Below are 23,760 nucleotides of genomic sequence, written 5' to 3'. Positions count from 1 at the left end.
TGTTCAGAATAAAAACGAGGATTCCCCGATGATCCTGCAACGTCTCTTCGCCCTGGTCTTGCTGGCCGTCTGTGCCGCCCTGGCCGTGATGGCCTGGCCTTACCAGGCTGCGTTTTCCTACGAGCCAGTTGGCCCGCGCGCCTATCCGCTGTTGATGCTCGGCCTGATGGGCCTGGGCCTGCTGTACCTGGTGATCCGCCCCACGCCGATCGTGCGCAAGGACGACGAACCCGAACTGGACCGCGAAACCCTGATCAAGATCGCCGCCTGTGTCGGCCTGCTGGTCGTCTTCGCTGCCACCTTCGAAGCCCTGGGCTTCATCCTCAGCGCGATCCTGATCGGCCTGCCGATGGCCCGGCTGTATGGCGGGCGCTGGTTGCACAGCGCCATCGTGGTGGTCGGCATGAGCCTGTTCCTCTACTGGCTGTTCGACCGCGTCATGGATGTGCCCCTGCCCCTTGGCCTGCTGAGCGTACTGGAGAACTGACACATGGATACCTTGAGCTACCTGGGCCAGGGCTTTGGCGTCGCCCTGAGCCCGTACAACCTGGTCACCGCCCTCTGTGGCACCCTGATCGGCACCGTGGTCGGGCTGTTGCCGGGCCTGGGCCCGATCAACGGCGTGGCGCTGCTGATCCCCATCGCCTTTGCCCTGGGCCTGCCCCCTGAGTCGGCACTGATCCTGCTGGCCGCAGTTTATCTGGGCTGTGAATACGGCGGGCGCATCAGCTCGATCCTGCTGAACATCCCGGGCGAAGCTTCGACCGTGATGACCACCCTCGACGGCTACCCGATGGCCCGTCAGGGCCTGGCCGGCGTGGCGCTGTCGCTGTCTGCCTGGAGTTCGTTCATCGGCGCCTTCATCGCCACCTGCGGCATGGTGCTGTTCGCCCCGCTGTTGGCGAAATGGGCCATCGCCTTCGGCCCGGCGGAGTACTTCGTGCTGATGGTGTTCGCCATCGTCGCCCTGGGCGGCATGGCCGGCGACAAACCATTGAAAACCTTCATCGCCGCTCTGATCGGCCTGTTCCTGTCGGCAGTCGGCATCGATGCCAACAGCGGCGTGTACCGCTTCACCGGTGACAGCGTGCACCTGGCCGACGGCATCCAGTTCGTGGTGCTGGTGCTGGGGCTGTTCTCGGTCAGCGAAATCCTCCTGCTGCTGGAAAAGACCCACCATGGCCACCAGGCAGTCAAGGCCACCGGGCGCATGCTGTTCAACTTCAAGGAAGCCGCCTCGGTGTTCGTGGTCAACATCCGCTGCGGCCTGCTCGGCTTCATCATGGGCGTGCTGCCGGGCGCTGGTGCCACCCTGGCCAGTGCCGTGGCCTACATGACCGAGAAGCGTATCGCCGGCGAAAGCGGCACGTTCGGCAAGGGCGATGCCCGCGGCCTGGCCGCCCCGGAAACCGCGATCGGTGCGTCCTGCTGCGGCGCCCTGGTACCGATGCTGACCCTCGGTGTGCCAGGCTCGGGTACCACGGCCGTGATGATCGGTGCGCTGACCCTGTACAACATCACCCCTGGCCCATTGCTGTTCGAGCAGCAGCCCGACATCGTCTGGGGCCTGATCGCCTCGTTGTTCATCGCCAACATCATGCTGGTGATCCTCAACATCCCGATGATCCGCATCTTCACCCGCATCCTTGCGGTACCGAACTGGGCGCTGGTGCCGGTCATCGCGATCATCACCGCGATCGGCGTATACGCCGTGCATGCCACCACCTTCGACCTGTTCCTGATGGTCGGCATCGGCATCATGGGCTATATCCTGCGCAAGCTGGACTTCCCGCTGTCGCCGATCCTGCTCGGTTTCATCCTTGGCGGGCTGATGGAGCAGAACCTGCGCCGTGCGCTGTCGATCTCCAACGGTGAGCTGGGCATCCTCTGGTCGAGCCCGATCAGCCTGGGTGTTTGGGTATTGGTGGGCTGCATGCTCTGCCTGCCGCTGCTGCGTATCTGGCGCAAGCGCAGCCAGCAACGCCGGGCCATGGCTGATGCCTGATCGGTCGTTGCCGCTGTACTGGGCTACCGGGCTGGTCGGCCTTGCTGGCGGGTATCTCGCCAGCCGGGTCGGCTGGCCTTTGCCCTGGATGGTCGGCTCGTTGCTGGCGATCATCCTGGTGCGCTGCCTGACGCCCTGGCAGCTGTCGGAAATCCCCCATGGCCGCAAATGCGGGCAATGGATCATCGGCATCGGCATCGGCCTGCACTTCACCCCGGCGGTTATCGAGCAGGTGGCCAGCCACTTTGCGCTGATCTTCTTTGGCGCGCTGTTCACTACCCTGTCCAGCGTCATCAGCGTGTGGTTGCTGCGCCGCACCGGCGAGGACCGCGCGACCGCCTTCTTCGCCAGCATGCCGGGTGGGTCGGGGGAGATGGTCAACCTTGGGGCGCGCAACGGCGCAGTGCTCAGCCAGGTCGCCGCGGCGCAGAGCTTGCGGGTGCTGGCAGTGGTGCTGTGCGTGCCGGCGCTGTTCAAGCTGCTGCTGGGTGACGGGGTGGCGCTGAACCACGCAGGCAGCGTCAGCTGGGGCTGGCTGGCCTTGATCGCACCGCTGGGCGTTGCCGTGGCGCTGCTCTGGCAACACCTGCGCCAGCCCAACCCCTGGCTGTTCGGCCCCTTGCTGGTGGCAGCCACCGTGAGCCTTGCCGGCAACCTGCAGATCGCCCTGCCCGAGGGTGCCAGCCAAGTCGGCCAGTGGTTGATCGGCAGCGGGCTGGCATGTCACTTCAACCGTGCGTTCTTCCGCCGGGCACCGTCGTTCCTGGGGCGTACCCTGGTGGCCACGGCCTTGTGCATGCTGATCGCCGCCAGTGCCGCCTGGGCACTGAGCGTGATGACCGCACTGGACCTGCGCTCGCTGACACTGGGGATGATGCCGGGCGGGATTGCCGAGATGAGCCTGACGGCCGAGACCCTGCAGTTGTCGGTGCCGCTGGTGACGGCGCTGCAGGTAATGCGCTTGCTGTTCGTGCTGTTTCTGGCAGAGCCGTTGTTCCGACTCTGGAATGGGCAAAGCTGAAATACGCATCACCTCGCAAGGGAGGTGATGCGGTCTGTCACAGCGGCGGCAAGGCCCAGTTGATCGGTGCCAAACCGCGCTGTTCAAGGAAGCCGTTGGCCCGGCTGAAATGCCCGCAGCCGAGGAACCCACGGTACGCCGACAACGGCGACGGATGCACCGACTTGAGCACCAGGTGCTTGGTGCCATCGATGAGCTTCTGCTTGCCCTGGGCATGCGCGCCCCACAGCAGGAACACCACGTTCGGGCACTGCTCGCTGACCACCTGTATGACGCGGTCGGTAAAGAACTCCCAGCCTTTCTTGGCATGCGAAGCCGCATTGGCACGCTCCACGGTCATGGTCGTGTTGAGCAGCAGCACGCCCTGCTCGGCCCAGCTCTGCAAATAGCCGTGGCTGGCGATCGGGATGTTCAGGTCGCGCTGCAGCTCCTTGTAGATATTGACCAGCGACGGCGGCGTGGCAATGCCGGGCTGCACCGAGAAGCACAGGCCATGGGCCTGCCCGGGGCCGTGATAAGGGTCCTGGCCGAGGATCACCACCTTGACCTGCGGCAGCGGCGTCGAATTGAGCGCATTGAAGATCAGCGGGCCCGGTGGGTAGATTTCCTTGCCGGCCGCGTGCTCCTGACGCAGGAAGTCACGCAGCTGATGCATGTAGGGCTGGTCGAATTCGTCGCGCAATGCGGCTTTCCAGCTGGGTTCGAGTTTGATGCGATCGTCGTCAGTCATGGGGCCATCCGTAAACAATGGCGCGACACTAGGTAAGCCACTCCCGCTTGTCAAACGATCCGACCGACGACCGGCATGATCGCCCAGGCAGGCCATACTTGAGCCATGACCTGCGAGAGGTAGTCCATGTCCATTCATTGCGAGGTACTCACCGGTGCCGATGGCGCCGGCATCGGCATCGCCACCCTGGATGCACCCAAAGCGCTGAATGCGCTGAACCTGCGGATGATCGAAGTGCTCGGCGAACAACTGCACGCCTGGGCCCGCGACCCCGAAATCGTCTGCGTGCTGTTGCGCGGCAACGGCGCCAAGGCGTTCTGCGCGGGGGGCGATGTGCGTGCGCTGGCCCAGGCCTGCCGGGCACACCCGGGCAGCGTGCCGCCGTTGGCCGCCGCCTTCTTCGCCGCAGAATACCGCCTCGATTTCGCCCTGCACACGTACCCCAAACCCTTGCTGTGCTGGGGGCATGGGCATGTGCTGGGCGGGGGCATGGGCTTGTTGCAAGGCGCCAGCGTGCGCATCGTCACCCCCAGTAGCCGCCTGGCCATGCCAGAGATCAGCATTGGTTTGTACCCCGACGTCGGCGCCAGCTGGTTCCTGGCCCGCCTGCCAGGCAAGCTCGGGTTGTTCCTGGGGCTCACCGGCGCCCCGATCAACGCCCATGATGCCCTCGACCTGGGCCTGGCCGACCGGTTCCTGGGTGAGTACCAGCAAGAGGCGTTGATCGAAGAGTTGCTGCAACTGAACTGGCAGGAACAGACCGCCCTGCAATTGAACAGCCTGCTCAAGGCCGAGCAGCACCGCGCCTGCGTCGAGCTGCCTGAAGCGCAATGGCTGCCCCGCCGCGACGAGATCGATCGGTTGCTCGACGTTGCCGACCCTGCCGCCGCGTGGCGGGCACTGGAGGGCCTGAAATACCATGATGACCCGCTGCTGGCCGAAGCCGGCAAACGGCTGCACGAAGGGTGCCCGCTGACAGCGCACCTGGTCTGGGAACAGATACGCAGGGCGCGGCACCTGTCGCTGGCGCAGGTCTTCCAGATGGAATACAGCATGAGCCTGAACTGCTGCCGACACCCGGACTTCAGCGAAGGGGTGCGCGCACGCCTGCTGGACAAAGACAACCAGCCGCGCTGGCACTGGCCGGATGTAGCCCAGGTACCGGCGGCGGTGGTCGAGGCGCACTTTGCCAAGGTCTGGGAAGGGCGCCACCCGTTGGCGGATCTCGCTGATCAGGTATGACCGGGTCGTGGAAAGTGGCGCAAAGCGCCCCCCATTGCATCACCGTTGCCAGTTGCGGCCCTGCCCCCGGCCGGCATCCGGCCTGCGGTCACGATCCCCACGCCCATTGGAGTGCCAGCGATCGTTCTGGTAACGCTGGCTGCCATCGCGATAGTCGTGACGATCGCGGTCGCGCCCATAGTCATAGCGCTGGCGATTGCCATAGTCATACCGCGGGTTACCGTGCCACTGGTTCATCCCTGGCTGGGGGTGTGGCCTGTATTGCGGCACCGGCGCCGGGCGGTAATAGCGCGGTGCTGGCTGGTAGTAGTAGCGCGGTTGCGGCGCCACATAGTAGCGGTCGTGGCGGTAATACCCCGGCGACACGTAGCGGTCGCTGGTGTAGTAATCGGAACGGTAGTAGCCCCCGCCACCGTAGTAAGGGGCGCAGGCGGACGTCATCAGACCCAGCAGGGCGATCAACAGAATTCGATAGGACATGGCGGCCTCCTGGACCGCTGGAGTGCCCGCGCAGCGGCGCTGGCGAGCATCGATGCGTAAGGCGTTCATCGATACTGAATAAGACCGCCAGACCCGGGTGCAGTGCCATTTTTGCAATAATTTGAAACAGCTCGGATAACCCTGAAAAACTTGCAGTCATTTGCCGGCCATCTCACTAGAATGAGCGCCTTGGCACACATCACGGGAAGATCATGCCTGTACGTTCCGCTCTGTTTTCGCAGCGTTCGCTGATCATTACCCTGCTGATGTTGCTGGCCAGCGGCTTTCTCGCCACCTCACTGCTCAGCTACTTCGCCTCGCGCAGCGCCATTCGCGATGGCATCGTCAATACCGAACTGCCACTGACGTCCGATACGGTCTATTCGGAAATCCAGAAAGACCTGATCCGCCCCGTGCTGATCGCCTCGATGATGGCCCAGGACACCTTCCTGCGGGACTGGGTGCTGTCCGGTGAGCAGGACACCCAGCGCATCACCCGCTACCTGGGCGAAATCATGGGCAAGCAGGACACCTTCACCTCGTTTTTCGTCTCAGAGCGCAGCCTCACCTACTACCAGGCCAAGGGTGTGCTCAAGCAGATCAAGCCAGGCAGCTGGCGCGATGCCTGGTATTTCCGCCTGCGCGACCTCAAGGCACCCTACGAGATCAACGTCGACCTGGACATGGCCAACCAGGACAGCCTGACGGTATTCATCAACTACCAGGTGCTGGATTACCAACAGCGCTTTATCGGCGCCGCCGGCGTAGGCCTGAGCGTGTCGTCGGTGGTCAAGCTGATCGACCAGTACCAGCGGCGCTACCAGCGCTCGGTGCTGTTCACCGACGCCAAGGGCAAGGTCCTGCTGACCGGCTCCGACGGTGGCCCGCATGGCCTGCGGGTCGGCCAGCCGCTAAGCGACAACCCCGAACTGAGCGACCTGCTGGCCCAGCAACCGGTACCCGGTGAAGGCAGCCACGAATACCGCGACAGCGACAACCACAGCCACTTCCTCAATGTGCGCCACCTTCCCGAGCTGGACTGGTACCTGCTGGTGGACAAGCGCGAGACCGGTGCCCTGGACCGCATCCGCCACTCGCTGTACCTGAACTTGGCGATCTGCGCGATGATCACCCTGGTGGTGCTGGCGCTGGTGCATGCCATGGTCAAGCGCCACCAGGCCAGCACCGAGGCGCTGGCCACCCTCGACAGCCTTACCGGCCTGCCCAACCGGCGCAGCTTCGACCTGCTGGCCGCCCAGGCCTTGCATGAAGCCCAGCGTGACAGCGGCCCACTGGTGGCGCTGTTGATCGACCTTGACCACTTCAAGGCCCTCAACGATAACCACGGCCACCTGGCAGGCGACGAAGTGCTGCGCCAGTTCGCCAATGTGCTGCAGGGCAGCCTGCGTCAGTCGGATATACTGTGCCGGTGGGGCGGTGAGGAGTTCATCGTGCTGCTGCGTGAAGCACAAGGCCGGCAAGCCATCGAAGTGGCGGAGAAAATCCGTCGCCGCACCGAGCAACTGACCTTCAGCTATGACGACCAACCCTTGCGCCTGACCACCAGCATCGGCCTTAGCAGCCTGCAGCCGGGTGATACCTTGCATGCCCTGCTGACCCGCGCCGACCGCGCGCTCTATCGTGCCAAGCAGGCCGGCCGCAACCGCGTCTGCAGTGAGGCCCCCGGACCCAGCCATGAATGACAGCCAGCACTGCCCCGCCTGCGGCGCCCTCAACCAGTGCAGCCTCGCCGACCCTCGCAGCGCCACCCAGGCCTGTTGGTGCTACAGCGTGACCATCGACCCCGCCGTGCTCCAGGCCCTGCCCGCCGAATTACGGGACAAGGCCTGCCTGTGCCCACGCTGTGCAGCAGTCGAAACGCAACTGCAGGCAGCAGCGCCCGGCACAAAGCGCTAGACTGCGCGCCCGCTTCTTCTGCCCTGTTCGCCATGCGCCTCGACCGTTTCCTTGCCAACCTGCCCTGTTACAACCGCCAGCAAGTTCGCCTGCTGCTGGTGCAGCGCCGTGTGCGGGTCGATGGCATCGTCGCGGCCGACCCGTTGACCCCGGTGCGTGAGTTCAGCCGCGTCGAAGTGGATGAGCAAACGCTGCAGGCCGGGCGGCCGGCGCGCTACCTGATGCTCAACAAGCCAGCCGGGTACGTCAGTGCCACGCTCGACCCGCAGCACCGCACGGTGCTTGAGCTACTGCCCGCCGAGATGCGCGACGACCTGCACATTGCCGGGCGCCTGGACTTCAACACCACCGGCCTGCTGATCCTGACCAACGACGGCCAATGGTCACGGCGCCTGACCCAGCCAACCACCAAACTGCCCAAGCATTACCTGGTCGAGACCGAGGACGAGATTGGCCCGCATTATGCCGCCACGTTCCAGCAAGGCCTGTACTTTGCATTCGAAGACCTCACCACCCTGCCCGCCCAGCTCGACATCCTCGGCCCGCGCCGGGCCCGGCTGGCGATCGTCGAGGGGCGGTACCATCAGGTCAAACGCATGTTCGGCCATTTCGACAACAAGGTGGTGGGGTTGCACCGTGAGAGCATGGGCGCGATTCGCCTGGACCCAGGGCTGGCGCCAGGCGCCTACAGGGCGTTGACCGACGAGGAAGTTGCCGGCGTCTAGGCCTCAGCCTGGTCCAACACGACCGCCCAGCGGCTCAGGTCACATTTTTACCCGAACGGCACTTGCAGGATTCCCAGGCCACTGCTTGAATCCAAATCGTCAGTCTGCATGTGACTCGTGAGTCACGCCCGCAGCCGAAGACACTTTTTGCCGGCCACCCAAGGCCTAGATGCCTTGGGGCACGGCAAATTGCCCGCCAAAAACAATACCGTCGACACGTGTGCCAAGGATCGACACTGGGCCCCCCGTTACTCTTCAAGGCAAATGCCTACCTGTCATAAAGAACGTGCACCCTAGGTGACGCGAATACCCTTTTTGCGCCAGGAGTCGATGACATGAGGCCAGAAATCGCTGTACTTGATATCCAAGGTCAGTATCGGGTTTACACGGAGTTCCATCGCGCGGATGCAGCCGAGAAGACGATCATTTTGATCAACGGCTCGCTGGCCACTACGGCCTCGTTCGCCCAGACGGTGCGTAACCTGCACCCGCAATTCAACGTCGTGCTGTTCGACCAGCCGTACGCCGGCAAGTCCAAGCCGCACAACCGCCAGGAGCGACTAATCACCAAAGAGGCCGAGGCGCATATCCTCCTTGAGCTGATCGAGCACTTCCAGGCCGACCACGTGATGTCGTTCTCGTGGGGCGGTGCAAGCACGCTGCTGGCGCTGGCGCACCAGCCACGGCGGGTGAAGAAGGCCGTGGTCAGTTCGTTCTCGCCGGTAATCAACGAGCCGATGCGCGACTACCTGGACCGTGGCTGCCAGTACTTGGCCGCCTGCGATCGCTACCAGGTCGGCAACCTGGTCAACGACACCATCGGCAAGCACCTGCCGTCACTGTTCAAGCGCTTCAACTACCGCCACGTCAGCAGCCTGGACAGCCACGAGTACGCGCAGATGCACTTTCACATCAACGAGGTGCTGCAACATGACCTGGAACGGGCATTGAGTGGGGCGCGCAACATCGACATCCCGGTGCTGTTCATCAACGGTGAACGTGACGAATACACCACGGCCGAAGATGCCCGCGAGTTTGGCCGCCATGTAGGCAAGAGCCACTTCAGTGTCATCCGCGATGCCGGGCACTTCCTCGACATGGAGACCAAGGCAGCCTGTGAAGACACCCGCAGCGTACTGCTCGGCTTCCTCAAGCCGACCGAGCGTGAGCCACGTCAACGCTACCAGCACGTACAGGGGCAGCATGCACTGGCCATCTGAGCGCATCGGCGCCCTGTAGTGATTACCCGCAGGCTATGGGTCGCCGACAAGCTTTTTTATAACTTGGGCTTCTAATTCGTGGAGGTTTCTGGTAAAAAGTCGAACGCAGACGCGGGTATAGTTTAGTGGCAAAACGAAAGCTTCCCAAGCTTTAGTTGAGGGTTCGATTCCCTCTACCCGCTCCACCACGCATTCCCGCATGACGTTCCAGCAACGTCATCGCTGTTTAAAGGAGCCTTTGCTCCTTTTTTCGTTTCTGGTCCCCGCCTTTCCATCTCCAAGCCCTTTCCTTGACCTGGCCCATGGCCACTTTGTTGCCGATCCGCTTGAATGCGCGACCGACGAATCCGCTTGCAAGCGAAACGGCTTGAAGCGCATATGCTTCAGGGATTCGTGAAACATTCAGAAAGGACCCCGCATGTTTCTGTCCCGCTGGCTACCTGGCCTCGCCAATCTGCTGCACTACCGCCGCGCGTGGTTCCACGCTGACCTGCAGGCCGGGTTGTCGGTTGCCGCCATCCAGATCCCCATCGCCATCGCCTACGCCCAGATCGTCGGCCTGCCACCGCAATATGGCCTGTATGCGTGCGTACTGCCCATGATGGTGTACGCCCTGATCGGTAGTTCGCGCCAGCTGATGGTCGGCCCGGACGCCGCCACTTGCGCAATGATCGCCGGCGCCGTGGCGCCCCTGGCACTGGGCGACCCACAGCGCATCGCCGAACTGTCGGTGATCGTCACCGTGCTGGTTGGCATGATGCTGATCGCGGCGGGGCTGGCCCGAGCGGGCTTCATCGCCAGTTTCTTCTCGCGGCCGATCCTGATCGGCTACCTCAACGGCATCGGCCTGAGCCTGATTGCCGGGCAGTTGTCCAAGGTGGTGGGGTTCAAGATCGAGGGCGACGGGTTCATCCTCAGCCTGGTCAACTTCCTGCAGCGCCTGGGCGAGATTCACCTGCCCACCCTGGCCATCGGCCTGTGCGCGCTGGCCCTGCTTATCTGGCTGCCACAGCGCTACCCACGGCTGCCTGCGGCGCTGGTGGCGGTGGCACTGTTCACCGTACTGGTCGGCCTGTTCGGCCTGGACCGCTTGGGTGTCGCCATCCTCGGCCCGGTACCGGCCGGCATGCCGCAATTGGCCTGGCCGCAAAGCAACTTGGCAGAAATGAAGAGCCTGTTGCGCGATGCCTTGGGTATCGCCACCGTCAGTTTCTGCAGCGCGATGCTCACCGCCCGCAGCTTTGCTGCACGCCATGGCTATGCCATCAATGCCAACCATGAGTTCGTGGCGCTGGGCGTAAGCAACCTGGCGGCGGGGATGTCCCAAGGGTTTGCCATCAGTGGCGCCGATTCACGCACCGCAGTCAACGACATGGTCGGCGGCAAGAGCCAACTGGTGGGGATCATCGCCGCGCTGGTGATCGCCCTGATTTTGCTGTTCTTCACCGCCCCCATGGCCTGGATCCCCCAGGCGGCGCTGGGCGCCGTGCTGTTGATGGCAGGCTGGGGGCTGATCGACATCAAGTCGCTGAAGACCATAAGGCGCCTGAGCCGCTTCGAGTTCTGGCTGTGCCTGCTGACCACGGTTGGCGTACTGGGCCTGGGCGTGCTGCCGGGTATCGTATTTGCCGTGACCCTGGCGATCCTGCGCTTGCTGTACAGCATCTACCAACCCACCGACGCGGTGCTGGGCTGGCTGCCAGGCACCGAGGGCCAGGTCGACATCCGCAAGTTCAAGGACGCCCGCACCGTGCCGGGCCTGGTGGTGTACCGCTTCGACGACGCGATCCTGTTCTTCAACGCCGACTACTTCAAGATGCGCCTGCTGGAAGCCGTGCAGAGCCAGGCCCAGCCCAAGGCCGTGCTGTTCGATGCCGAAGCGGTGACCAGCATCGACGTCAGCGGCATCGCCGCACTGCGCGAGGTGCGCGACACCCTGGCCGCCCAAGGCATCTTCTTCGCCATCGCCCGCGCCCGTGGCACCTTCCTGCGCATGCTGGTGCGCTCAGGGATGGCCCGGGAGATGGAGGACAAACTGCTGTTCGGCTCGGTACGGGCCGGGATCCGCGCTTATCGGGTATGGCGCAACAGAATTCGCAACGACTCACCGGCGGAATAACAGGCCAGTACATAACCTATTGATTTAACAGTGTGGGAGCGGGCTCGCCCCGCGAACACCGGCGAAGCCGGTGCCAGGCACCCGCGGCCCCATTCGCGGGACAAGCCCGCTCCACAGAGTATGAAGCGCACTCACTGGCTTCGTTCTCTGCAAGCCCGGGCACTGGCCTCACCCGGCCTGCCAATCAGGCTGATCAGGCCACACGGCAATGACCCGCGCCATTGCAGGTAATCGTGCCCCGCCGGGTACTCCACCGCCTCCACCGCATACCCCTTGGCTCGCAACACATCACGCAGGTGGCGGTGAGTGTCGAGAATCGTCGGGCCTTCGAACAGCCCCGCTTGCAGGTAAAAGCGCAGCGGCCTGGGCGGTGCCTTGACGTACTCGCGGGTCAACCAGCCCGGCTCTTCACCGTCCTTGGCCCACCAGTACGACCCCGACAGGCTCAGCACGTTGCCGAACAGCTCGGGGTGCATCAGGCCCAGGTAGGAAGCGGCCAGGCCACCGTAGCTGGAACCTGCGATCACCGTACTGGCTGCAGATGCACTCAGGCCCTGCCGGCGCGCCCAGGGCATCAGCTCTTCGGCCATGAAGCGGGCGAACTGCGGGTTGGGCGGCAGCTCCTGCTGGCGGCTGAGGTCGCTAGGGTTGGCGATGATGATCGCTGCCGTCGGTGGCATCAGGCCATCGGCGATCAGGTTGTCGAGCAGCGTAGGCGTCGGCACTTGGCGGGTGTAGGCATGGGCATCGAACAGCACCAGCAAGGCCTGGCCTGCAGCGCCCGGGCGCCAGCCGGCGGGGCGGTACAGGTAGAGGTCGCGCTCGTTACCGAGCACAGCGCTGGCCAGGCGCTTGCGTTCGAGCGTGCCACGGGCGATGCCTGGCCGCGCTGCGACCCACGGCTGCGGTGGCGCATCCGCAAGCTCCAGGCGCGAACGCGACAACCAAGGGTCACCGCTGCTGTCGGCGAACGTGGCAGGGTTGAGCGGGTCGCGTCGCGTGGTGGCCAGTATCACCCGGCGATCATCCGACTGCGGCACGTCAGGCGCCATCTGGTAGCTGAGCCGGGCGCTGGCCGGGACCTCGAAGCTTGCATACCAGACATCGCTGCTGCCAAGGCGCTGCAGCGTTTCATGGCGGCCCGACGGCGCGCCGAACATTCGCACGTTGTGCTGGGCACCGCGCCACAGAAAGGTCACCAGGCGCTGCTGTGGCTGCCCCGGCACCAGCTCCACCAGTGGCGTGCCCTCGGCCTTTCGTGCGTGCCAGAAGGCCTCGGTGCTGCCGCCTTGGGCAAGCTGCCTTGCCAGCTCGGCCAAGGTCGGGCTGGCAAGCTGCTGCGGGCTACGCTGCTGCTCGGCGAGCGCTAGCACCTGGTCCAAGCGCAAACTGTACTGCGCATCCGGGCGCCCGTGCAGCGGCTCTGCACGCAAACCGTAGCGCCCAGGGCCGTCGGCGACGAACAAGAATTCGCGTGGCTGGTCCTGGCCGTCGATCAGCAGGCGCAAGGGCCTGCCCTCGGAGTCAAGCAGGCGCAGGCTGACGTTGCCGTCGACCCGCCCGCGCACCAGGTCGCCCGCCTTGAGCGTAACGCCCCAAACCGTGCTGCCTGCCGGTAGCGCCTGGCCGTTGACGGCCTGGCCCGGCTGCAGCGTGGCGCCTGTTGCCGCCTGCGCCGTAGCGGCACAGGTCAAAGTCAGCAGCAAGGCGCAACTGATGCCAATGATCCGCTGCATACTCACCTCAGAAGTCGACACTGGCAGACAGCTTCAAGGTGCGCGGTTCGCTGACGGTGGCATACCCCGGGTTGAACACCCCGGCCCAGTAAGCGCGATTCTCGACGTTCTCCAGGCTAGCGCGCAGCGTCACGTCCTTGCTCAGCACCCGGGTGGCGTAGCGTGCGCCCAGGTCGTAGCGCGTCCACTGGGGGATTTTCATCGTGTTTTCATCGTCCAGGTACTGTGAACTGCTGTGGATGCCCAACGCCGTCAAGGTCAGGCCGTCGACCCAAGGCAGATCCCACTCGGCGCCCAGGTTGGCCGACCAGGCCGGCACGCCGCGGGCCGTGTTGCCATCCAGGGTGCCGTTGGCGGTCTTGCTCAGTTCGGCACGGGTGTAGGTCACCCCGCCCAGCAGACGTACACCCGGGGCTGCCTCGCCGAACATGTTCCATTCCACGCCGCGGTTGCGCTGCTCGCCATCGTCGGTGTACCAGAAGGTGTCGCCGCGGGTGTTTTTCACCATGCTGGGCTTTTCGATCTGGAACACCGCCAAGGTGTGGCTGAACCTGCCCAGGTCCCACTTCACACCGGCTTCCATCTGCTTGGCCACGTATGGCGCGAACTGCTCGTCCTTGTTCAGCGCACCCACTTCAGTCACCGTGCCGCCTTGGGTCAGGCCTTCGATGTAGTTGGCGTACAGCGACACTGGCGCATCCCAGGGTTTGACCACGATGCCGAAGGCTGGCGTCAGTTTGCGTTCGTCGTAGGCCGTTGGCTTGCTCATCTTCTGCCGCACCCGCTGGGCACGCGCGCCCAGGGTCAGCAGTACACGCTCGTCGAAGAAGCCAAGGGTGTCGGCCAGGGCGAAGCTGGACAGGGTGTTGTCGCCGGTCTTGACGTTGGCGCCATGATCACCGGCAATCACCCCTTTGACAGGGCGATAGAGATTGGTGTCGTAGGTCGGGCCGGTAATCGTCGGCGCGCGGCCGATGTCCTGGTGCAGCAGCGATGTGGTGAACACCAGTTGGTGGCTGACCGGGCCCGTCATGAAGTTGCCACGCAGGCCTGCCTCGCTGGACAGGCTGTGGGTGTAGCCGGCCTGGTTGTAGGTCTGCCCCTTGGCGCTGCCATCGGCCGCCTGCACGCGAATGCGGGTGCCATTGAGGAAGCCGTCGTAGTAAGTGCGCGCCCCACCCACACTGGCAAACGCCGTCCAGTCGTCGTTGAGCTGGTACTCGCCGCGCAGCATCACCGCCTTGCTGACCTGTTTGGCATAAATACCCTTGAGCACGTTGGTGTCGGGCTTGGGCGCTTTGGTCACGTAGCCCAGGTCGCTGAAGCCCGCCATCATCGGGCTGCCGTTATCGAGTTTCTCATGGGTCTCGTAGGCATCGAGTTCCAGCTTGAAGTCGTCACCTCGGTAATCCAGCGCCAGCGAGGCCAGGGTGCGGTCCTTGGACTGTTCGTCGACACCTGTGTCGCCGCTGCCGTACACCCCATTGAAACGAATGCCGAAACGCCCGTCTTCAGAACGCCGGGCCACGTCGATGTGCTGGGCAAAGTAGCCGTCGGACACATAGCTGGTGGTCAGGCGGGTCAGTGGCGCATCGCCGGCACGCTTGGGTATCAGGTTGATATTGCCACCTACCCCACCATTGGGCGCCATGCCGCTGAGCAATGCGCTCGGGCCTTTGAGCACCTCTACCCGCTCCAGGAATTCGGTGGGTACATGGCCATCCGGCGCCAGGCCGTACAGGCCATTGACCGCCAGTTCCGAAGATTCCAGGCCATAGCCGCGGATCATGAAGTTTTCGTAGGCATGGCCTTCGCCGGTGCTGAAGCGGATCGACGGGTCATTGCGCAACACGGCGCCAACCGTGCCGCTCTGCTGGTCGGCGATGGTCTTGGCGGTGTAGGCCGTGATGTTGAAGGGGGTGTCCATGATGTCGCGATTGCCCAGCATGCCAAGCCGCGCACCGCGCGCTACCTGGCCGCCACTGTAGGCCTCGGGCAGGTCACTGTTGAAACCGGCAGCGTTGACGTTGGTGGCCCCGAGGGTCAGGGCGCCGTCTTCGGCGGTGCTGCGCAGGGTCACTACGCCGTTGACCTCCTCGGCCACCAGGTCGGTGCCGACCAGCAACTGCTGCAGGGCCTGCAGCACGCTGAAGTGCCCGTGCAGGGCCGGCGCATTGCGGCCCGCGAGTACCCGGCTGTCGGCGGCAATGGCTACACCCGACTGCCGGGCAAGAGCGTGCACGGTGGCTTCCAGCGGTTGGCTGGGAAAATCCAGGGCCAGCGGCTGGCTGTCAGCCAGGGCCATGCCCGGCGACAACAGGCTGCCCAACGCACAAGCCAGGGCCAGCGCAGATAAACGGGTGCAGGCGAACGACATGAAGGGTCCTTGCTGTTAGAGGGGTTCACTGTTGATGACGCCGCTCAAGCGCCTTACCCCTCAACGTTTTTTTTCAGCGCGGCAACAGCTCCAGCCTGCCCTGCCGTTCACTCAGACGTACCGGCAGAATCCGTGGCAACGCCTGCAGCAGCTTCTGCGGTTGGTCACTGGGGAAACTACCGGTCAGCTTCAGCTCGGCGACCTCTGGCGCCAGCAACACTGGCTGGGTCAGGTAGGCATTGAGCTCGCCGATCACTTCACCCAGCGACTGGTCGGTGTACGACCACCAGCCGCGTTGCCAATGGCCAAGATCGGCGCCGAATTGCCCGCTCTCACGCAGACTGCCCAAGTGCCCCCGGCCATCGATACAGACACGCTGGCCAGCACCCAGGATGCGTTCGCCGCCGTGCAGGTCACGCACCTGCACCCGGCCGCGCGCCACCGCGACAAACAGCCGATCGCCCCGATCACTGACCGAAAACGCAGTGCCCAGTACCTGCACGCTGCCCACCCGGGTGCTGATGTGAAAGGGCCGCGCCGCCTCGTGGGCGACGTCGAAGAAGACATTACCGTGCAACAGCATCACCTGGCGCCGGCCAGAGTCGAAGCGGATGCGCAGGTTGCTCTCTGCCGCAGCCAGCAACTGGCTGCCATCGGGCAAGGTGAGCGGGCGTGGCTGTTCGCCGTGAGCGGTCTGCAGGTCTTGCTGGTAGATCCCCGTGCGCTGCCACATCCAGCCAAGCCAGCCTCCTGCCGCCAACAGCACCGCCAGCGCGCCGCCCTGGCGCAGCAGGCGCCGACGGCTCGGGTCGTACGGCTGCGGCTGCAAAGCGCCGCGCAGTTGCGGCGCCAGGCGATGCACCATCTGCCAGCGCTGCTCGGCTTCTTGCCAGGCCTGCTCATGCGCATCGCTCTTGTGCCGCCAGCGCAGCGCCTGGCCGCTGGCTTCGCGTACCCGCGCCGGATCGTCGCCATGCATGGCCGCGAGGTAGACCAGCGCCTGCTGCACCTTGCGGGCGGCTGAAGGCTCAGCCATGACGGCTGGCCAGGCGCAATTCGGAAAGGTCGAACACCGCACGGGCGATGTGCAGTTCCACCGACTTGGCCGACAGCCCCAGCGCTTCGCACACCTCCCGGTGGCTCTGGCCATGCAACCGAACCCGCACGAACACTTCGCGGCGCAGCCGTGGCATGCGCTCGATCAGGGCAATCAGTAGCTGCAACTGCTCGCGCGCGATCATGATGTCTTCGACGCTGGGGCTCAGCCCATCGACCCGCACCAGCCAGTCTTCCAGCGCTGCAAGTTCGGTGCTGCGACGGCGGTACTGGTCGATGCACAGGTTGCGCGCCGCCTGGAACAACAAGGCGCGCGCATTGAGCACCGGTGCATTCAGGGCATGGGCATAGGCCTGGGCGAAACTGGACTGGGCGATGTCTGCGGCGTCGTCGGGGTTGCGCAGGCGCCCGGTCAGGTAGCGGCGCAAGTCACTGTAGTTGGCCAGCAGCTCATCGACGACTGCCTGAAACGGAGCAGCGGTGCCAGCCCAGGGCGTGGTAATGGAGGTCATTGAAGGCGAGCATCGTTAATAGGAATTCCTATCATTCTCACACATGCCTTCTGGCCATCGCCAGCCTCAATCACTAGGCGCTTGCCTGGCATGCTAAAGTCGCCCCCGTTTCCCGCGCCGCCAAACGGACCCCGCATGCCCGCACTTGACGCTCACCTCGCCACCTGGCCAGCACTCGACCAACGCCACCCTTGCGACGCCCTGCTGGTGGGCAACGGCGCCAGCCGCGCACTGTGGAAGCCGTTTGGCTATTTCTCGCTGTTCGAGGAAGCGCAACGTGCGGGCCGCAAGAAAGGTTTGGCGATCAGCGACCAGGCCCTGTTCAAGTCGCTTGCCACAGAACTGTTCGAGCCGGTGCTCAGCGCCCTGAACACCACCGTGCGGGCCAATGCCGCACTGGCCATCAACTCCACCGCCCCGCTGAACCGCTATTACTCGATCAAGGAAGCGCTGATCCATGCTGTGCGCACGCTGCACCTGCCCTGGCCGCAGATGCCGGCCACCACGCTGGCCACGCTGAACCAGGCCCTGCGCGGCTATCGCAACATCTACACCAGCAACTACGACCTGATCCTGCCATGGGCCGTGCAGCACGCCCCGCAAGGTTTTGCCGAGCTGTTCGATGAGCAGGGTTTTTTCGACGTACGCCGCACCCGCAGCGAAGGCACCCGCGTACTGCACCTGCATGGCGGCCTGCACCTGCTGAAGCTGCCGGATGGCACTACCCGCCAGCGCAGCGCCGAAAGCGCCGAACTGCTCGATGGCTTTGCCGTAAACATTCCGGGTGAAGTGCCGTTGTTCGTCAACGAAGACCGCAGCGACGAAAAGCTGCGCGCTATTCGTCACTCGGACTACCTGAGCTGGTGCCTGGGGCAACTCGCGCAGGAAAGCCAGGGGCTGTGCCTGTTCGGGCAGCATCTGGACAGCAGTGACCAGCACCTGGTCGAGGCTGTTCGCCAGGCGCGCCCCCGCCATTTGTCGATTGCCATCCGGCCGTTGGGGGAGGCTTCGGTGATCAATCAGAAGCAGCACTACATCGATCGGTTCGGGGATCTGCCGGCGACTGCGCTGCACTTTTTCGATGCGAGCACGCATCCTTTGGGGTTGGCGGAACTGGCGATCGAGGTGCCGACTGCTCGCCGTTGAGGCGAGCAGGGCTTATCGGTTCAATAGGCCAGCTTCGGTGAATCACCGAAGACGCGCTGGTATGCGCTTGATACATTGACCGTCATCGCGACGCGAGCCAGCTCAAGGGTCTCCTGGCCGATAGCGTAGCTGCCGCGGGCTTGCAACCAAACCAGAATTTCAGCCAGATGCCAAAGCGAAGCACTTCCCTCGTGAATGGGCGCAGGGAAGCTATGAGCGTGTGAGAGCATCAGTTTGCGCATGTTCTGGCGCGAAACACCCACGATTTCAGCCACATCAGTAAGCCCGACGAGGTCTGGCGTCGCTTCGATCAGGCGTGCGTCAGGCACTGCTTCGCGAACATCCTTGAGCGCACTCTCGATGGCCTCCCGGGCCGATGGAGACTCGCGGACAAAAGCCAGCGCCAAGCGACCGGGCTGACCTACGCCAACCAATGCGTCCTCGCAGCCTGCTTGGGCCAGGCGCTCCAAAAGCGCATCGGCATCTTCGTCTTCGTTCAGTTGATACTTGAGGGTGAATTCATATTCCATCGCTACCGTTCCTCAGCCACATTTGCTGCGCCTTTCGCCATCCTGTTGCCAGAGCAGTTATCCACGACACGCCGTAGCTGGCGCGCGAAATTTCCAGGATTCTTGGGGGTACTCCAGACGCTAGTGATGCAAAACTCTGCACAACGGCAATCGGTGTCGTTGAAGGGGCAATACATCCTCCCCCAGCAATGCCCGCCACCCACCACGACTCGCCACCCCTGTAACTCAGCGTGCGTCAAGGCCTGCTCGACCTCCTTCTTGGCATGACTGGGGCGTGACATCAGCTTTTCTCCAGTGTGGGCTCGCAATAACAAAGTTGTCAAATGACAACCAAGCCATCTGACGCATGCACGCCACACTACAGCTATCCTCGCGCCAAACTCGGCCGCTAGGTGGTCTTGAGAATTCTCCTACGCGTATTCAGGAACAATGCACCTTCGGCCCGGCTGGTATGAATGGGTGCTGGCGCCAGTTGCCGCGCTCAGATCAACCCATCCCCGCGCAACAACGTCTCCAGGCAATGCTCCTGCACCCCATAAAACGTCTTGAGCTGCGCAATCTTCTCCAGCAGCGCTCCGTTATCCACCGCCTGCCTGCGCTTGACCGCCAGAATCATCTTGTTCTTGTTGGTGTGCTCCAGCGAGATGAACTCGAACACCTTGGTCTCATAACCACAGGCTTCCAGGAACAGCGCGCGCAGGCTGTCGGTGAGCATCTCGGCCTGCTGCCCCAGGTGCAGGCCGTACTGCAGCATCGGCTGCAGCAACCCAGGGCTGTGCAACTGCGGGCGGATCTGTTTGTGACAGCACGGCGAACACATGATGATCGCGGCGTTGCAACGTATGCCGGTGTGGATGGCGTAGTCGGTGGCGATGTCGCAGGCGTGCAAGGCGATCATCACCTCGATCGCTTCGGGCACCACGCTGCGCACATCACCGCACTGGAACTCAAGGCCAGGGTGCTCAAGCCGCGCAGCGGCGGCGTTGCACAGGTCGACCATTTCCTGGCGCAGCTCGACACCCGTCACCTGGGCTTCGCGGCCCAGGGTATTGCGCAGGTAGTCGTGCATGGCAAAGGTCAGGTAACCCTTGCCCGAGCCGAAGTCGGCCACCCGCAGGGCCTGCTCGGCTGGCACCGGCGCGCTGGCCAGGGCGTGCTCGAACACCTCGATGAACTTGTTGATCTGCTTCCACTTGCGCGACATCGACGGGATCAACGCCCCTTGTGCATCGGTCACACCCAGGTCACGCAGGAAGGGGCGCGACAATTCCAGGTAGCGCTTCTTCTCGCGGTCATGGGCACTGCTCGCTGCCCCTTCACGCGGGGCCTGGGCGCCGTGGCGCTGGAGCATGGGCTTGCCCTTCTTGCTGAACGTCAACTGCACTTCGCCGTCGGCATCGAACAGGTGGGCATTGCGAAAACTCTCAGGCAGCAATTCGGCCACCAGCACTTCGGCCTGTTCCAGCGGCAGGTTGCGGGTGATGTCTCGGGTCTGGTGGCGATACACCAGCGACAGGCAGGGCTGGCCCTTGACCTGCAACGGTTTGGCGATGATCCGCTGCAAGGTCGAGTCGGCACCGACATGGCGCGCCAGCACCAGTTTCACCAAGGTATTGCCGTGCAGGGCGGTGCTCAACAGCGCGAGGAACTGGGCACGCGCATCTGGCGCGGTTGAAGCAGAAGAACTGGCGGACATGAAAAACGGTGCCTCGGGTAGCAGGGGGCGCGTTGCGCAATGCCCGGTATTCTACAGGTGTGGCGGCGAGCTTGCCGCCCCGATCAGTCCAGAATGACCAGGCGATTAGGCAGCTCGTTGCGCGTATGGGTGGGGGGTACATGCTCGCTGAGCAACTCGCCACAGGCCTCGATGCATTCGACAAAACCCTGCAGGGTCCGGCCCTGGCGGACCTGTTCGGCAAAACGGCCGACGATGGCCGCGCGGGCGCTGGCATCAAGGTAACGCTCGACCCCTTGGTCGACCAGGATCTCTACATGCCGCTCCGCCTCGCTGACGAAAATCAGCACCCCCGTGGCAGCCGTGGTGCGCTGCAGGTTCTGCTCGCGAAACTGCTGACGGGCCAGGCTCGACGCACGCCATCGGCGCAAGGCACGGGGGATCAACCAGCCGGCCAGGCGCGGGTTGCGCAACAGCAGGCACAAACCGATGAACACCAGCACATTGGCCACCAGCAGGCCACGCATACCGGGCCAGCCAAGTACTAATTGCAGCAGGCCAGGCACGGCCAGGGCCAGCACGGCGGCCCAGAACAGCGGCAGGTAGGCGTAATCGTCGGCACGTCTGGCCAGCACCGTGACCAGCTCGGCATCGGTGCGCCGTTCGGCACGGGCAATGGCTTCGGCGATCTGGCGTTGATCGTATTCGTTGAAAGGGGTCATGCCAGCGGTCTCTCGATCGTTCTTATTGTTGTTGTCCAGGCACGCAGGGCGCCATCGGCAGCCGATATATTCAGGCATAATCCGCCGCTGGCAGCATTGCCCCCGAACTGTACAACAATAGTCGCCTGATAACTTCGGCCGCGCGCGTATCACTGTGGATACGGTAGAGGCCCCACAACGGAATCCATGATGAAACTGTCTTTGCTGGGCCTGGCCATGGGCCTTGCCAGTCAGGCGGCCCTCGCCGCCCAAACCGCCCCGCCCCTGCAAGACAAGCAGGCGTTCATCAATCACCTGATCAGCCAGATGACCGAGGCCGAGAAGATCGGCCAGTTGCGCCTGATCAGCATCGGCCCGGAGATGCCGCACGAGAAGATCCGCGAAGAAATCGCCGCAGGGCGTATCGGCGGTACCTTCAACTCGCGCACCGCGCCCGAGAACCGGCCGATGCAGGACGCGGCCATGCGCAGCCGTCTGAAGATTCCGATGTTCTTCGCCTACGACACCGTGCACGGCGAACGCACCATTTTCCCGATCGGCCTGGGCATGGCCGCCACCTGGGACATGGACGCCATTGCCAAGGTCGGCCGCACCGCAGCCATCGAAGCCGCGGCCGACGCTCTGGACATGACCTTCGCCCCGATGGTCGATATCGCCCGCGACCCGCGCTGGGGCCGCACCAGTGAAGGTTTTGGTGAAGACACCTACCTGACCTCCAGAATCGGCCAGGTGATGGTCCGCTCGTTCCAGGGCAGCAGCCCGGCCAACCCCGACAGCATCATGGCCATCGTCAAGCACTTCGCCCTGTACGGCGCGGTGGAAGGCGGCCGCGACTACAACACGGTCGATATGAGCCTGCCGAAGATGTACAACGACTACCTGCCGCCCTACCGCGCCGCGCTCGACGCCGGTGCTGGCGGGGTGATGGTGGCGCTCAACTCGATCAATGGCGTGCCAGCCACCTCCAATACCTGGTTGATGAACGACCTGCTGCGCAAGGAGTGGGGCTTCAAGGGCGTGACCATCAGCGACCACGGCGCCATCCAGGAGCTGATTCGCCACGGCGTCGCCCGCGACGGCCGAGAAGCCGCGAAGCTTGCGATCAAGGCCGGCATCGACATGAGCATGAACGACACCCTTTACGGCGAAGAGCTGCCAGGGCTGCTGAAGGCCGGCGAAGTGACCCAGGGCGAGCTGGACCAGGCGGTGCGCGAAGTGCTGGGCGCCAAGTACGACATGGGCCTGTTCAAAGACCCGTACGTGCGAATCGGCAAGGCCGAAACCGACCTCAAGGACTACTACGGCAACGACCGCCTGCACCGCGACGCCGCGCGTGACGTGGCCCGCCGCAGCCTGGTCCTGCTGGAAAACCGCAACCAGACCCTGCCCCTGAAGAAAGCCGGCACCATCGCCCTGGTCGGCCCGCTGGCCGATGCACCGATCGACATGATGGGCAGCTGGGCCGCCGACGGCAAACCGGTGCATTCGGTGACCGTGCGCGAAGGCTTGCGCCGCGCCGTCGACGGCAAAGCCAAACTGGTCTACGCCAAAGGCTCCAACATCACCGGCGACAAGGCGATCTTCGACTACCTGAACTTCCTCAACTTCGATGCCCCGGAAATCGTCGATGACCTGCGCCCAGCCGCCGTGCTGATCGATGAAGCGGTCAAGGCGGCCCAGCAGGCCGACGTGGTGGTGGCAGTGGTCGGCGAGTCGCGCGGCATGTCCCACGAGTCGTCGAGCCGCACCACCCTGGAGATCCCGGCCAGCCAGCGCGAGCTGATCAAGGCCCTGAAAGCCACCGGCAAACCGCTGGTACTGGTGCTGATGAATGGCCGGCCGCTGTCGATCGCCTGGGAGCGTGAGCAGGCCGACGCGCTGCTGGAAACCTGGTTCAGCGGCACCGAGGGCGGCAATGCCATCGCCGACGTGCTGTTCGGCGATTACAACCCGTCCGGCAAACTGGCCATCACCTTCCCGCGTTCGGTCGGGCAGATTCCGATGTACTACAACCACACACGCATTGGCCGGCCGTTCACCCCCGGCAAGCCTGGCAACTACACCTCGCAGTACTTCGAAGAGCCCAACGGCCCGTTGTATCCGTTTGGTTATGGTTTGAGCTACAGCAGCTTCGAACTGTCGGGCCTGACCCTGTCGGCCAAGGACCTCAAGCGTGGCGATACGCTGGAGGCCAAGGTCACGGTGAAGAACACCGGCAAACGCGACGGCGAAACCGTGGTGCAGTTGTATCTGCAGGACGTTTCGGCGTCCATGAGCCGCCCGGTCAAGGAGCTGAAGAACTTCCAGAAACTGCCGCTCAAGGCCGGCGAGTCACGGACATTGACCTTCCGCATCAGCGAAGAAGACCTGAAGTTCTACAATAGCCAACTGCAGCGGGTTGCCGAACCTGGCGAATTCAACGTTCAGGTAGGGTTGGATTCCGAGTCGGTGCAACAGCAAAGCTTCGAGTTGCTGTGACACGCCTGTGAACAGTACCGGCCCTTCGCGGGTTTACCCGCGAACAGGCCGGCCCTGCTATCCCTTTCA

Annotated in this window: 21 protein-coding genes and 1 tRNA gene; 12 read left to right on the top strand and 10 right to left on the bottom strand. The window is 63.9% G+C overall.

Annotated elements, in window-relative coordinates; genetic code table 11:
* Positions 1-28: 28 nt before the first annotated feature.
* From DJ563_RS26350 to DJ563_RS26340, 3 genes are read left to right on the top strand one after another with little or no spacing between them, the layout of a single operon-like run.
* Complete coding sequence (locus tag DJ563_RS26350; protein WP_274098030.1) at positions 29-487, top strand: tripartite tricarboxylate transporter TctB family protein; 459 nt, start codon at positions 29-31, stop codon at positions 485-487.
* Positions 488-490: 3 nt separating this feature from the next.
* Positions 491-2,005, top strand: a complete 1,515-nt coding sequence (locus DJ563_RS26345) for a tripartite tricarboxylate transporter permease (RefSeq protein ID WP_047583618.1) — start codon at positions 491-493, stop codon at positions 2,003-2,005.
* The gene (locus DJ563_RS26340) at positions 1,998-3,026 is read left to right on the top strand and encodes an AbrB family transcriptional regulator (protein ID WP_274098029.1); all 1,029 of its coding nucleotides are present in this window, start codon (positions 1,998-2,000) and stop codon (positions 3,024-3,026) included. The genes DJ563_RS26345 and DJ563_RS26340 overlap by 8 nt, the downstream gene beginning before the upstream one ends.
* Before the next feature lie 37 nt (positions 3,027-3,063).
* Here DJ563_RS26340 and ung read toward each other — a convergent pair whose 3' ends face one another.
* Complete coding sequence (ung, locus tag DJ563_RS26335) at positions 3,064-3,756, bottom strand: uracil-DNA glycosylase (RefSeq protein WP_186663421.1); 693 nt, start codon at positions 3,754-3,756, stop codon at positions 3,064-3,066.
* Positions 3,757-3,882: 126 nt separating this feature from the next.
* Here ung and DJ563_RS26330 point away from each other — a divergent pair, with 126 nt between their 5' ends.
* Positions 3,883-4,998: an enoyl-CoA hydratase/isomerase family protein gene (locus DJ563_RS26330; protein WP_274098028.1), complete on the top strand. Its 1,116-nt coding sequence runs from the start codon at positions 3,883-3,885 to the stop codon at positions 4,996-4,998.
* Between the two features lie 39 nt (positions 4,999-5,037).
* Here DJ563_RS26330 and DJ563_RS26325 read toward each other — a convergent pair whose 3' ends face one another.
* Positions 5,038-5,478 carry a hypothetical protein gene (locus DJ563_RS26325; protein WP_434518580.1) on the bottom strand — a complete coding sequence of 147 codons (441 nt, stop codon included), beginning with the start codon at positions 5,476-5,478 and terminating at the stop codon, positions 5,038-5,040.
* 212 nt (positions 5,479-5,690) lie between these two features.
* Here DJ563_RS26325 and DJ563_RS26320 point away from each other — a divergent pair, with 212 nt between their 5' ends.
* The 6 genes from DJ563_RS26320 to DJ563_RS26295 all read left to right on the top strand — a co-directional run bounded on the left by DJ563_RS26320 (position 5,691) and on the right by DJ563_RS26295 (position 11,459).
* Positions 5,691-7,181 (top strand): sensor domain-containing diguanylate cyclase, encoded by a 1,491-nt coding sequence (locus DJ563_RS26320; RefSeq protein WP_274098026.1) that lies wholly within the window; start codon positions 5,691-5,693, stop codon positions 7,179-7,181.
* Entirely contained in the window at positions 7,174-7,395 is a 222-nt protein-coding gene (locus tag DJ563_RS26315) for a cysteine-rich CWC family protein (RefSeq protein WP_033702730.1), read from the top strand. The genes DJ563_RS26320 and DJ563_RS26315 overlap by 8 nt, the downstream gene beginning before the upstream one ends.
* Before the next feature lie 32 nt (positions 7,396-7,427).
* Positions 7,428-8,120, top strand: a complete 693-nt coding sequence (locus tag DJ563_RS26310; protein WP_274098025.1) for a pseudouridine synthase — start codon at positions 7,428-7,430, stop codon at positions 8,118-8,120.
* Between the two features lie 335 nt (positions 8,121-8,455).
* Complete coding sequence (locus tag DJ563_RS26305) at positions 8,456-9,340, top strand: alpha/beta fold hydrolase (RefSeq protein WP_186656580.1); 885 nt, start codon at positions 8,456-8,458, stop codon at positions 9,338-9,340.
* A 111-nt stretch (positions 9,341-9,451) separates the two neighbouring features.
* Positions 9,452-9,525: transfer RNA gene (locus DJ563_RS26300), tRNA-Gly, on the top strand.
* A gap of 233 nt (positions 9,526-9,758) precedes the next feature.
* Positions 9,759-11,459, top strand: a complete 1,701-nt coding sequence (locus DJ563_RS26295) for a SulP family inorganic anion transporter (protein WP_434518579.1) — start codon at positions 9,759-9,761, stop codon at positions 11,457-11,459.
* A gap of 131 nt (positions 11,460-11,590) precedes the next feature.
* On the opposite strand, the gene DJ563_RS26290 is transcribed toward DJ563_RS26295, so the two are convergent.
* The 4 genes from DJ563_RS26290 to DJ563_RS26275 all read right to left on the bottom strand — a co-directional run bounded on the left by DJ563_RS26290 (position 11,591) and on the right by DJ563_RS26275 (position 17,140).
* A complete protein-coding gene (locus DJ563_RS26290) occupies positions 11,591-13,195 on the bottom strand; it encodes an alpha/beta hydrolase (RefSeq protein WP_434518578.1) in 1,605 nt (534 codons plus the stop codon).
* A 7-nt stretch (positions 13,196-13,202) separates the two neighbouring features.
* Complete coding sequence (locus DJ563_RS26285) at positions 13,203-15,572, bottom strand: TonB-dependent siderophore receptor (protein ID WP_434518577.1); 2,370 nt, start codon at positions 15,570-15,572, stop codon at positions 13,203-13,205.
* Positions 15,573-15,645: 73 nt separating this feature from the next.
* On the bottom strand, positions 15,646-16,608 hold the full coding sequence (locus tag DJ563_RS26280) for a FecR family protein (protein WP_274098021.1): 963 nt from the start codon (positions 16,606-16,608) through the stop codon (positions 15,646-15,648).
* Positions 16,601-17,140, bottom strand: coding sequence for an RNA polymerase sigma factor (locus DJ563_RS26275; protein WP_274098020.1), 540 nt, complete (start codon positions 17,138-17,140; stop codon positions 16,601-16,603). Before DJ563_RS26275 ends, DJ563_RS26280 begins: the two co-directional genes overlap by 8 nt.
* 135 nt (positions 17,141-17,275) lie before the next feature.
* Here DJ563_RS26275 and DJ563_RS26270 point away from each other — a divergent pair, with 135 nt between their 5' ends.
* Positions 17,276-18,286 (top strand): DUF4917 family protein, encoded by a 1,011-nt coding sequence (locus tag DJ563_RS26270; RefSeq protein WP_434518576.1) that lies wholly within the window; start codon positions 17,276-17,278, stop codon positions 18,284-18,286.
* A 20-nt stretch (positions 18,287-18,306) separates the two neighbouring features.
* Here the strand turns inward: DJ563_RS26270 and DJ563_RS26265 are convergent, their stop codons facing one another.
* The 4 genes from DJ563_RS26265 to DJ563_RS26250 form a co-directional block, all read right to left on the bottom strand.
* Positions 18,307-18,816, bottom strand: a complete 510-nt coding sequence (locus DJ563_RS26265) for a helix-turn-helix transcriptional regulator (RefSeq protein ID WP_274098018.1) — start codon at positions 18,814-18,816, stop codon at positions 18,307-18,309.
* 2 nt (positions 18,817-18,818) lie between these two features.
* Positions 18,819-19,097 (bottom strand): hypothetical protein, encoded by a 279-nt coding sequence (locus DJ563_RS26260; RefSeq protein ID WP_274098017.1) that lies wholly within the window; start codon positions 19,095-19,097, stop codon positions 18,819-18,821.
* Positions 19,098-19,297: 200 nt separating this feature from the next.
* Entirely contained in the window at positions 19,298-20,512 is a 1,215-nt protein-coding gene (locus tag DJ563_RS26255) for a class I SAM-dependent methyltransferase (protein ID WP_434518575.1), read from the bottom strand.
* Positions 20,513-20,595: 83 nt separating this feature from the next.
* Complete coding sequence (locus DJ563_RS26250; RefSeq protein WP_274098015.1) at positions 20,596-21,213, bottom strand: TPM domain-containing protein; 618 nt, start codon at positions 21,211-21,213, stop codon at positions 20,596-20,598.
* A gap of 186 nt (positions 21,214-21,399) precedes the next feature.
* On the opposite strand from DJ563_RS26250, the gene bglX reads away from it, so the two are divergent.
* On the top strand, positions 21,400-23,691 hold the full coding sequence (gene bglX / locus DJ563_RS26245; protein ID WP_033702736.1) for a beta-glucosidase BglX: 2,292 nt from the start codon (positions 21,400-21,402) through the stop codon (positions 23,689-23,691).
* The last annotated feature ends 69 nt before the right edge of the window (positions 23,692-23,760 follow it).

Source organism: Pseudomonas sp. NFX1, from assembly GCF_051123555.1.
Taxonomy (GTDB): Bacteria; Pseudomonadota; Gammaproteobacteria; order Pseudomonadales; family Pseudomonadaceae; genus Aquipseudomonas; species Aquipseudomonas capeferrum.
This window is presented reverse-complemented; position numbering and strand designations above follow the sequence as displayed.

Excerpts from the sequence above, each read along its gene's own strand:
- DJ563_RS26350 (WP_274098030.1), top strand. The coding sequence starts at position 29 with ATGATCCTGCAACGTCTCTTCGCCCTGGTCTTGCTGGCCGTCTGTGCC.
- DJ563_RS26345 (WP_047583618.1), top strand. The coding sequence starts at position 491 with ATGGATACCTTGAGCTACCTGGGCCAGGGCTTTGGCGTCGCCCTGAGC.
- DJ563_RS26340 (WP_274098029.1), top strand. The coding sequence starts at position 1,998 with ATGCCTGATCGGTCGTTGCCGCTGTACTGGGCTACCGGGCTGGTCGGC.
- ung (WP_186663421.1), bottom strand. The coding sequence starts at position 3,756 with ATGACTGACGACGATCGCATCAAACTCGAACCCAGCTGGAAAGCCGCA.
- DJ563_RS26330 (WP_274098028.1), top strand. The coding sequence starts at position 3,883 with ATGTCCATTCATTGCGAGGTACTCACCGGTGCCGATGGCGCCGGCATC.
- DJ563_RS26325 (WP_434518580.1), bottom strand. The coding sequence starts at position 5,478 with ATGTCCTATCGAATTCTGTTGATCGCCCTGCTGGGTCTGATGACGTCC.
- DJ563_RS26320 (WP_274098026.1), top strand. The coding sequence starts at position 5,691 with ATGCCTGTACGTTCCGCTCTGTTTTCGCAGCGTTCGCTGATCATTACC.
- DJ563_RS26315 (WP_033702730.1), top strand. The coding sequence starts at position 7,174 with ATGAATGACAGCCAGCACTGCCCCGCCTGCGGCGCCCTCAACCAGTGC.
- DJ563_RS26310 (WP_274098025.1), top strand. The coding sequence starts at position 7,428 with ATGCGCCTCGACCGTTTCCTTGCCAACCTGCCCTGTTACAACCGCCAG.
- DJ563_RS26305 (WP_186656580.1), top strand. The coding sequence starts at position 8,456 with ATGAGGCCAGAAATCGCTGTACTTGATATCCAAGGTCAGTATCGGGTT.
- DJ563_RS26295 (WP_434518579.1), top strand. The coding sequence starts at position 9,759 with ATGTTTCTGTCCCGCTGGCTACCTGGCCTCGCCAATCTGCTGCACTAC.
- DJ563_RS26290 (WP_434518578.1), bottom strand. The coding sequence starts at position 13,195 with ATGCAGCGGATCATTGGCATCAGTTGCGCCTTGCTGCTGACTTTGACC.
- DJ563_RS26285 (WP_434518577.1), bottom strand. The coding sequence starts at position 15,572 with ATGTCGTTCGCCTGCACCCGTTTATCTGCGCTGGCCCTGGCTTGTGCG.
- DJ563_RS26280 (WP_274098021.1), bottom strand. The coding sequence starts at position 16,608 with ATGGCTGAGCCTTCAGCCGCCCGCAAGGTGCAGCAGGCGCTGGTCTAC.
- DJ563_RS26275 (WP_274098020.1), bottom strand. The coding sequence starts at position 17,140 with ATGACCTCCATTACCACGCCCTGGGCTGGCACCGCTGCTCCGTTTCAG.
- DJ563_RS26270 (WP_434518576.1), top strand. The coding sequence starts at position 17,276 with ATGCCCGCACTTGACGCTCACCTCGCCACCTGGCCAGCACTCGACCAA.
- DJ563_RS26265 (WP_274098018.1), bottom strand. The coding sequence starts at position 18,816 with ATGGAATATGAATTCACCCTCAAGTATCAACTGAACGAAGACGAAGAT.
- DJ563_RS26260 (WP_274098017.1), bottom strand. The coding sequence starts at position 19,097 with ATGTCACGCCCCAGTCATGCCAAGAAGGAGGTCGAGCAGGCCTTGACG.
- DJ563_RS26255 (WP_434518575.1), bottom strand. The coding sequence starts at position 20,512 with ATGTCCGCCAGTTCTTCTGCTTCAACCGCGCCAGATGCGCGTGCCCAG.
- DJ563_RS26250 (WP_274098015.1), bottom strand. The coding sequence starts at position 21,213 with ATGACCCCTTTCAACGAATACGATCAACGCCAGATCGCCGAAGCCATT.
- bglX (WP_033702736.1), top strand. The coding sequence starts at position 21,400 with ATGATGAAACTGTCTTTGCTGGGCCTGGCCATGGGCCTTGCCAGTCAG.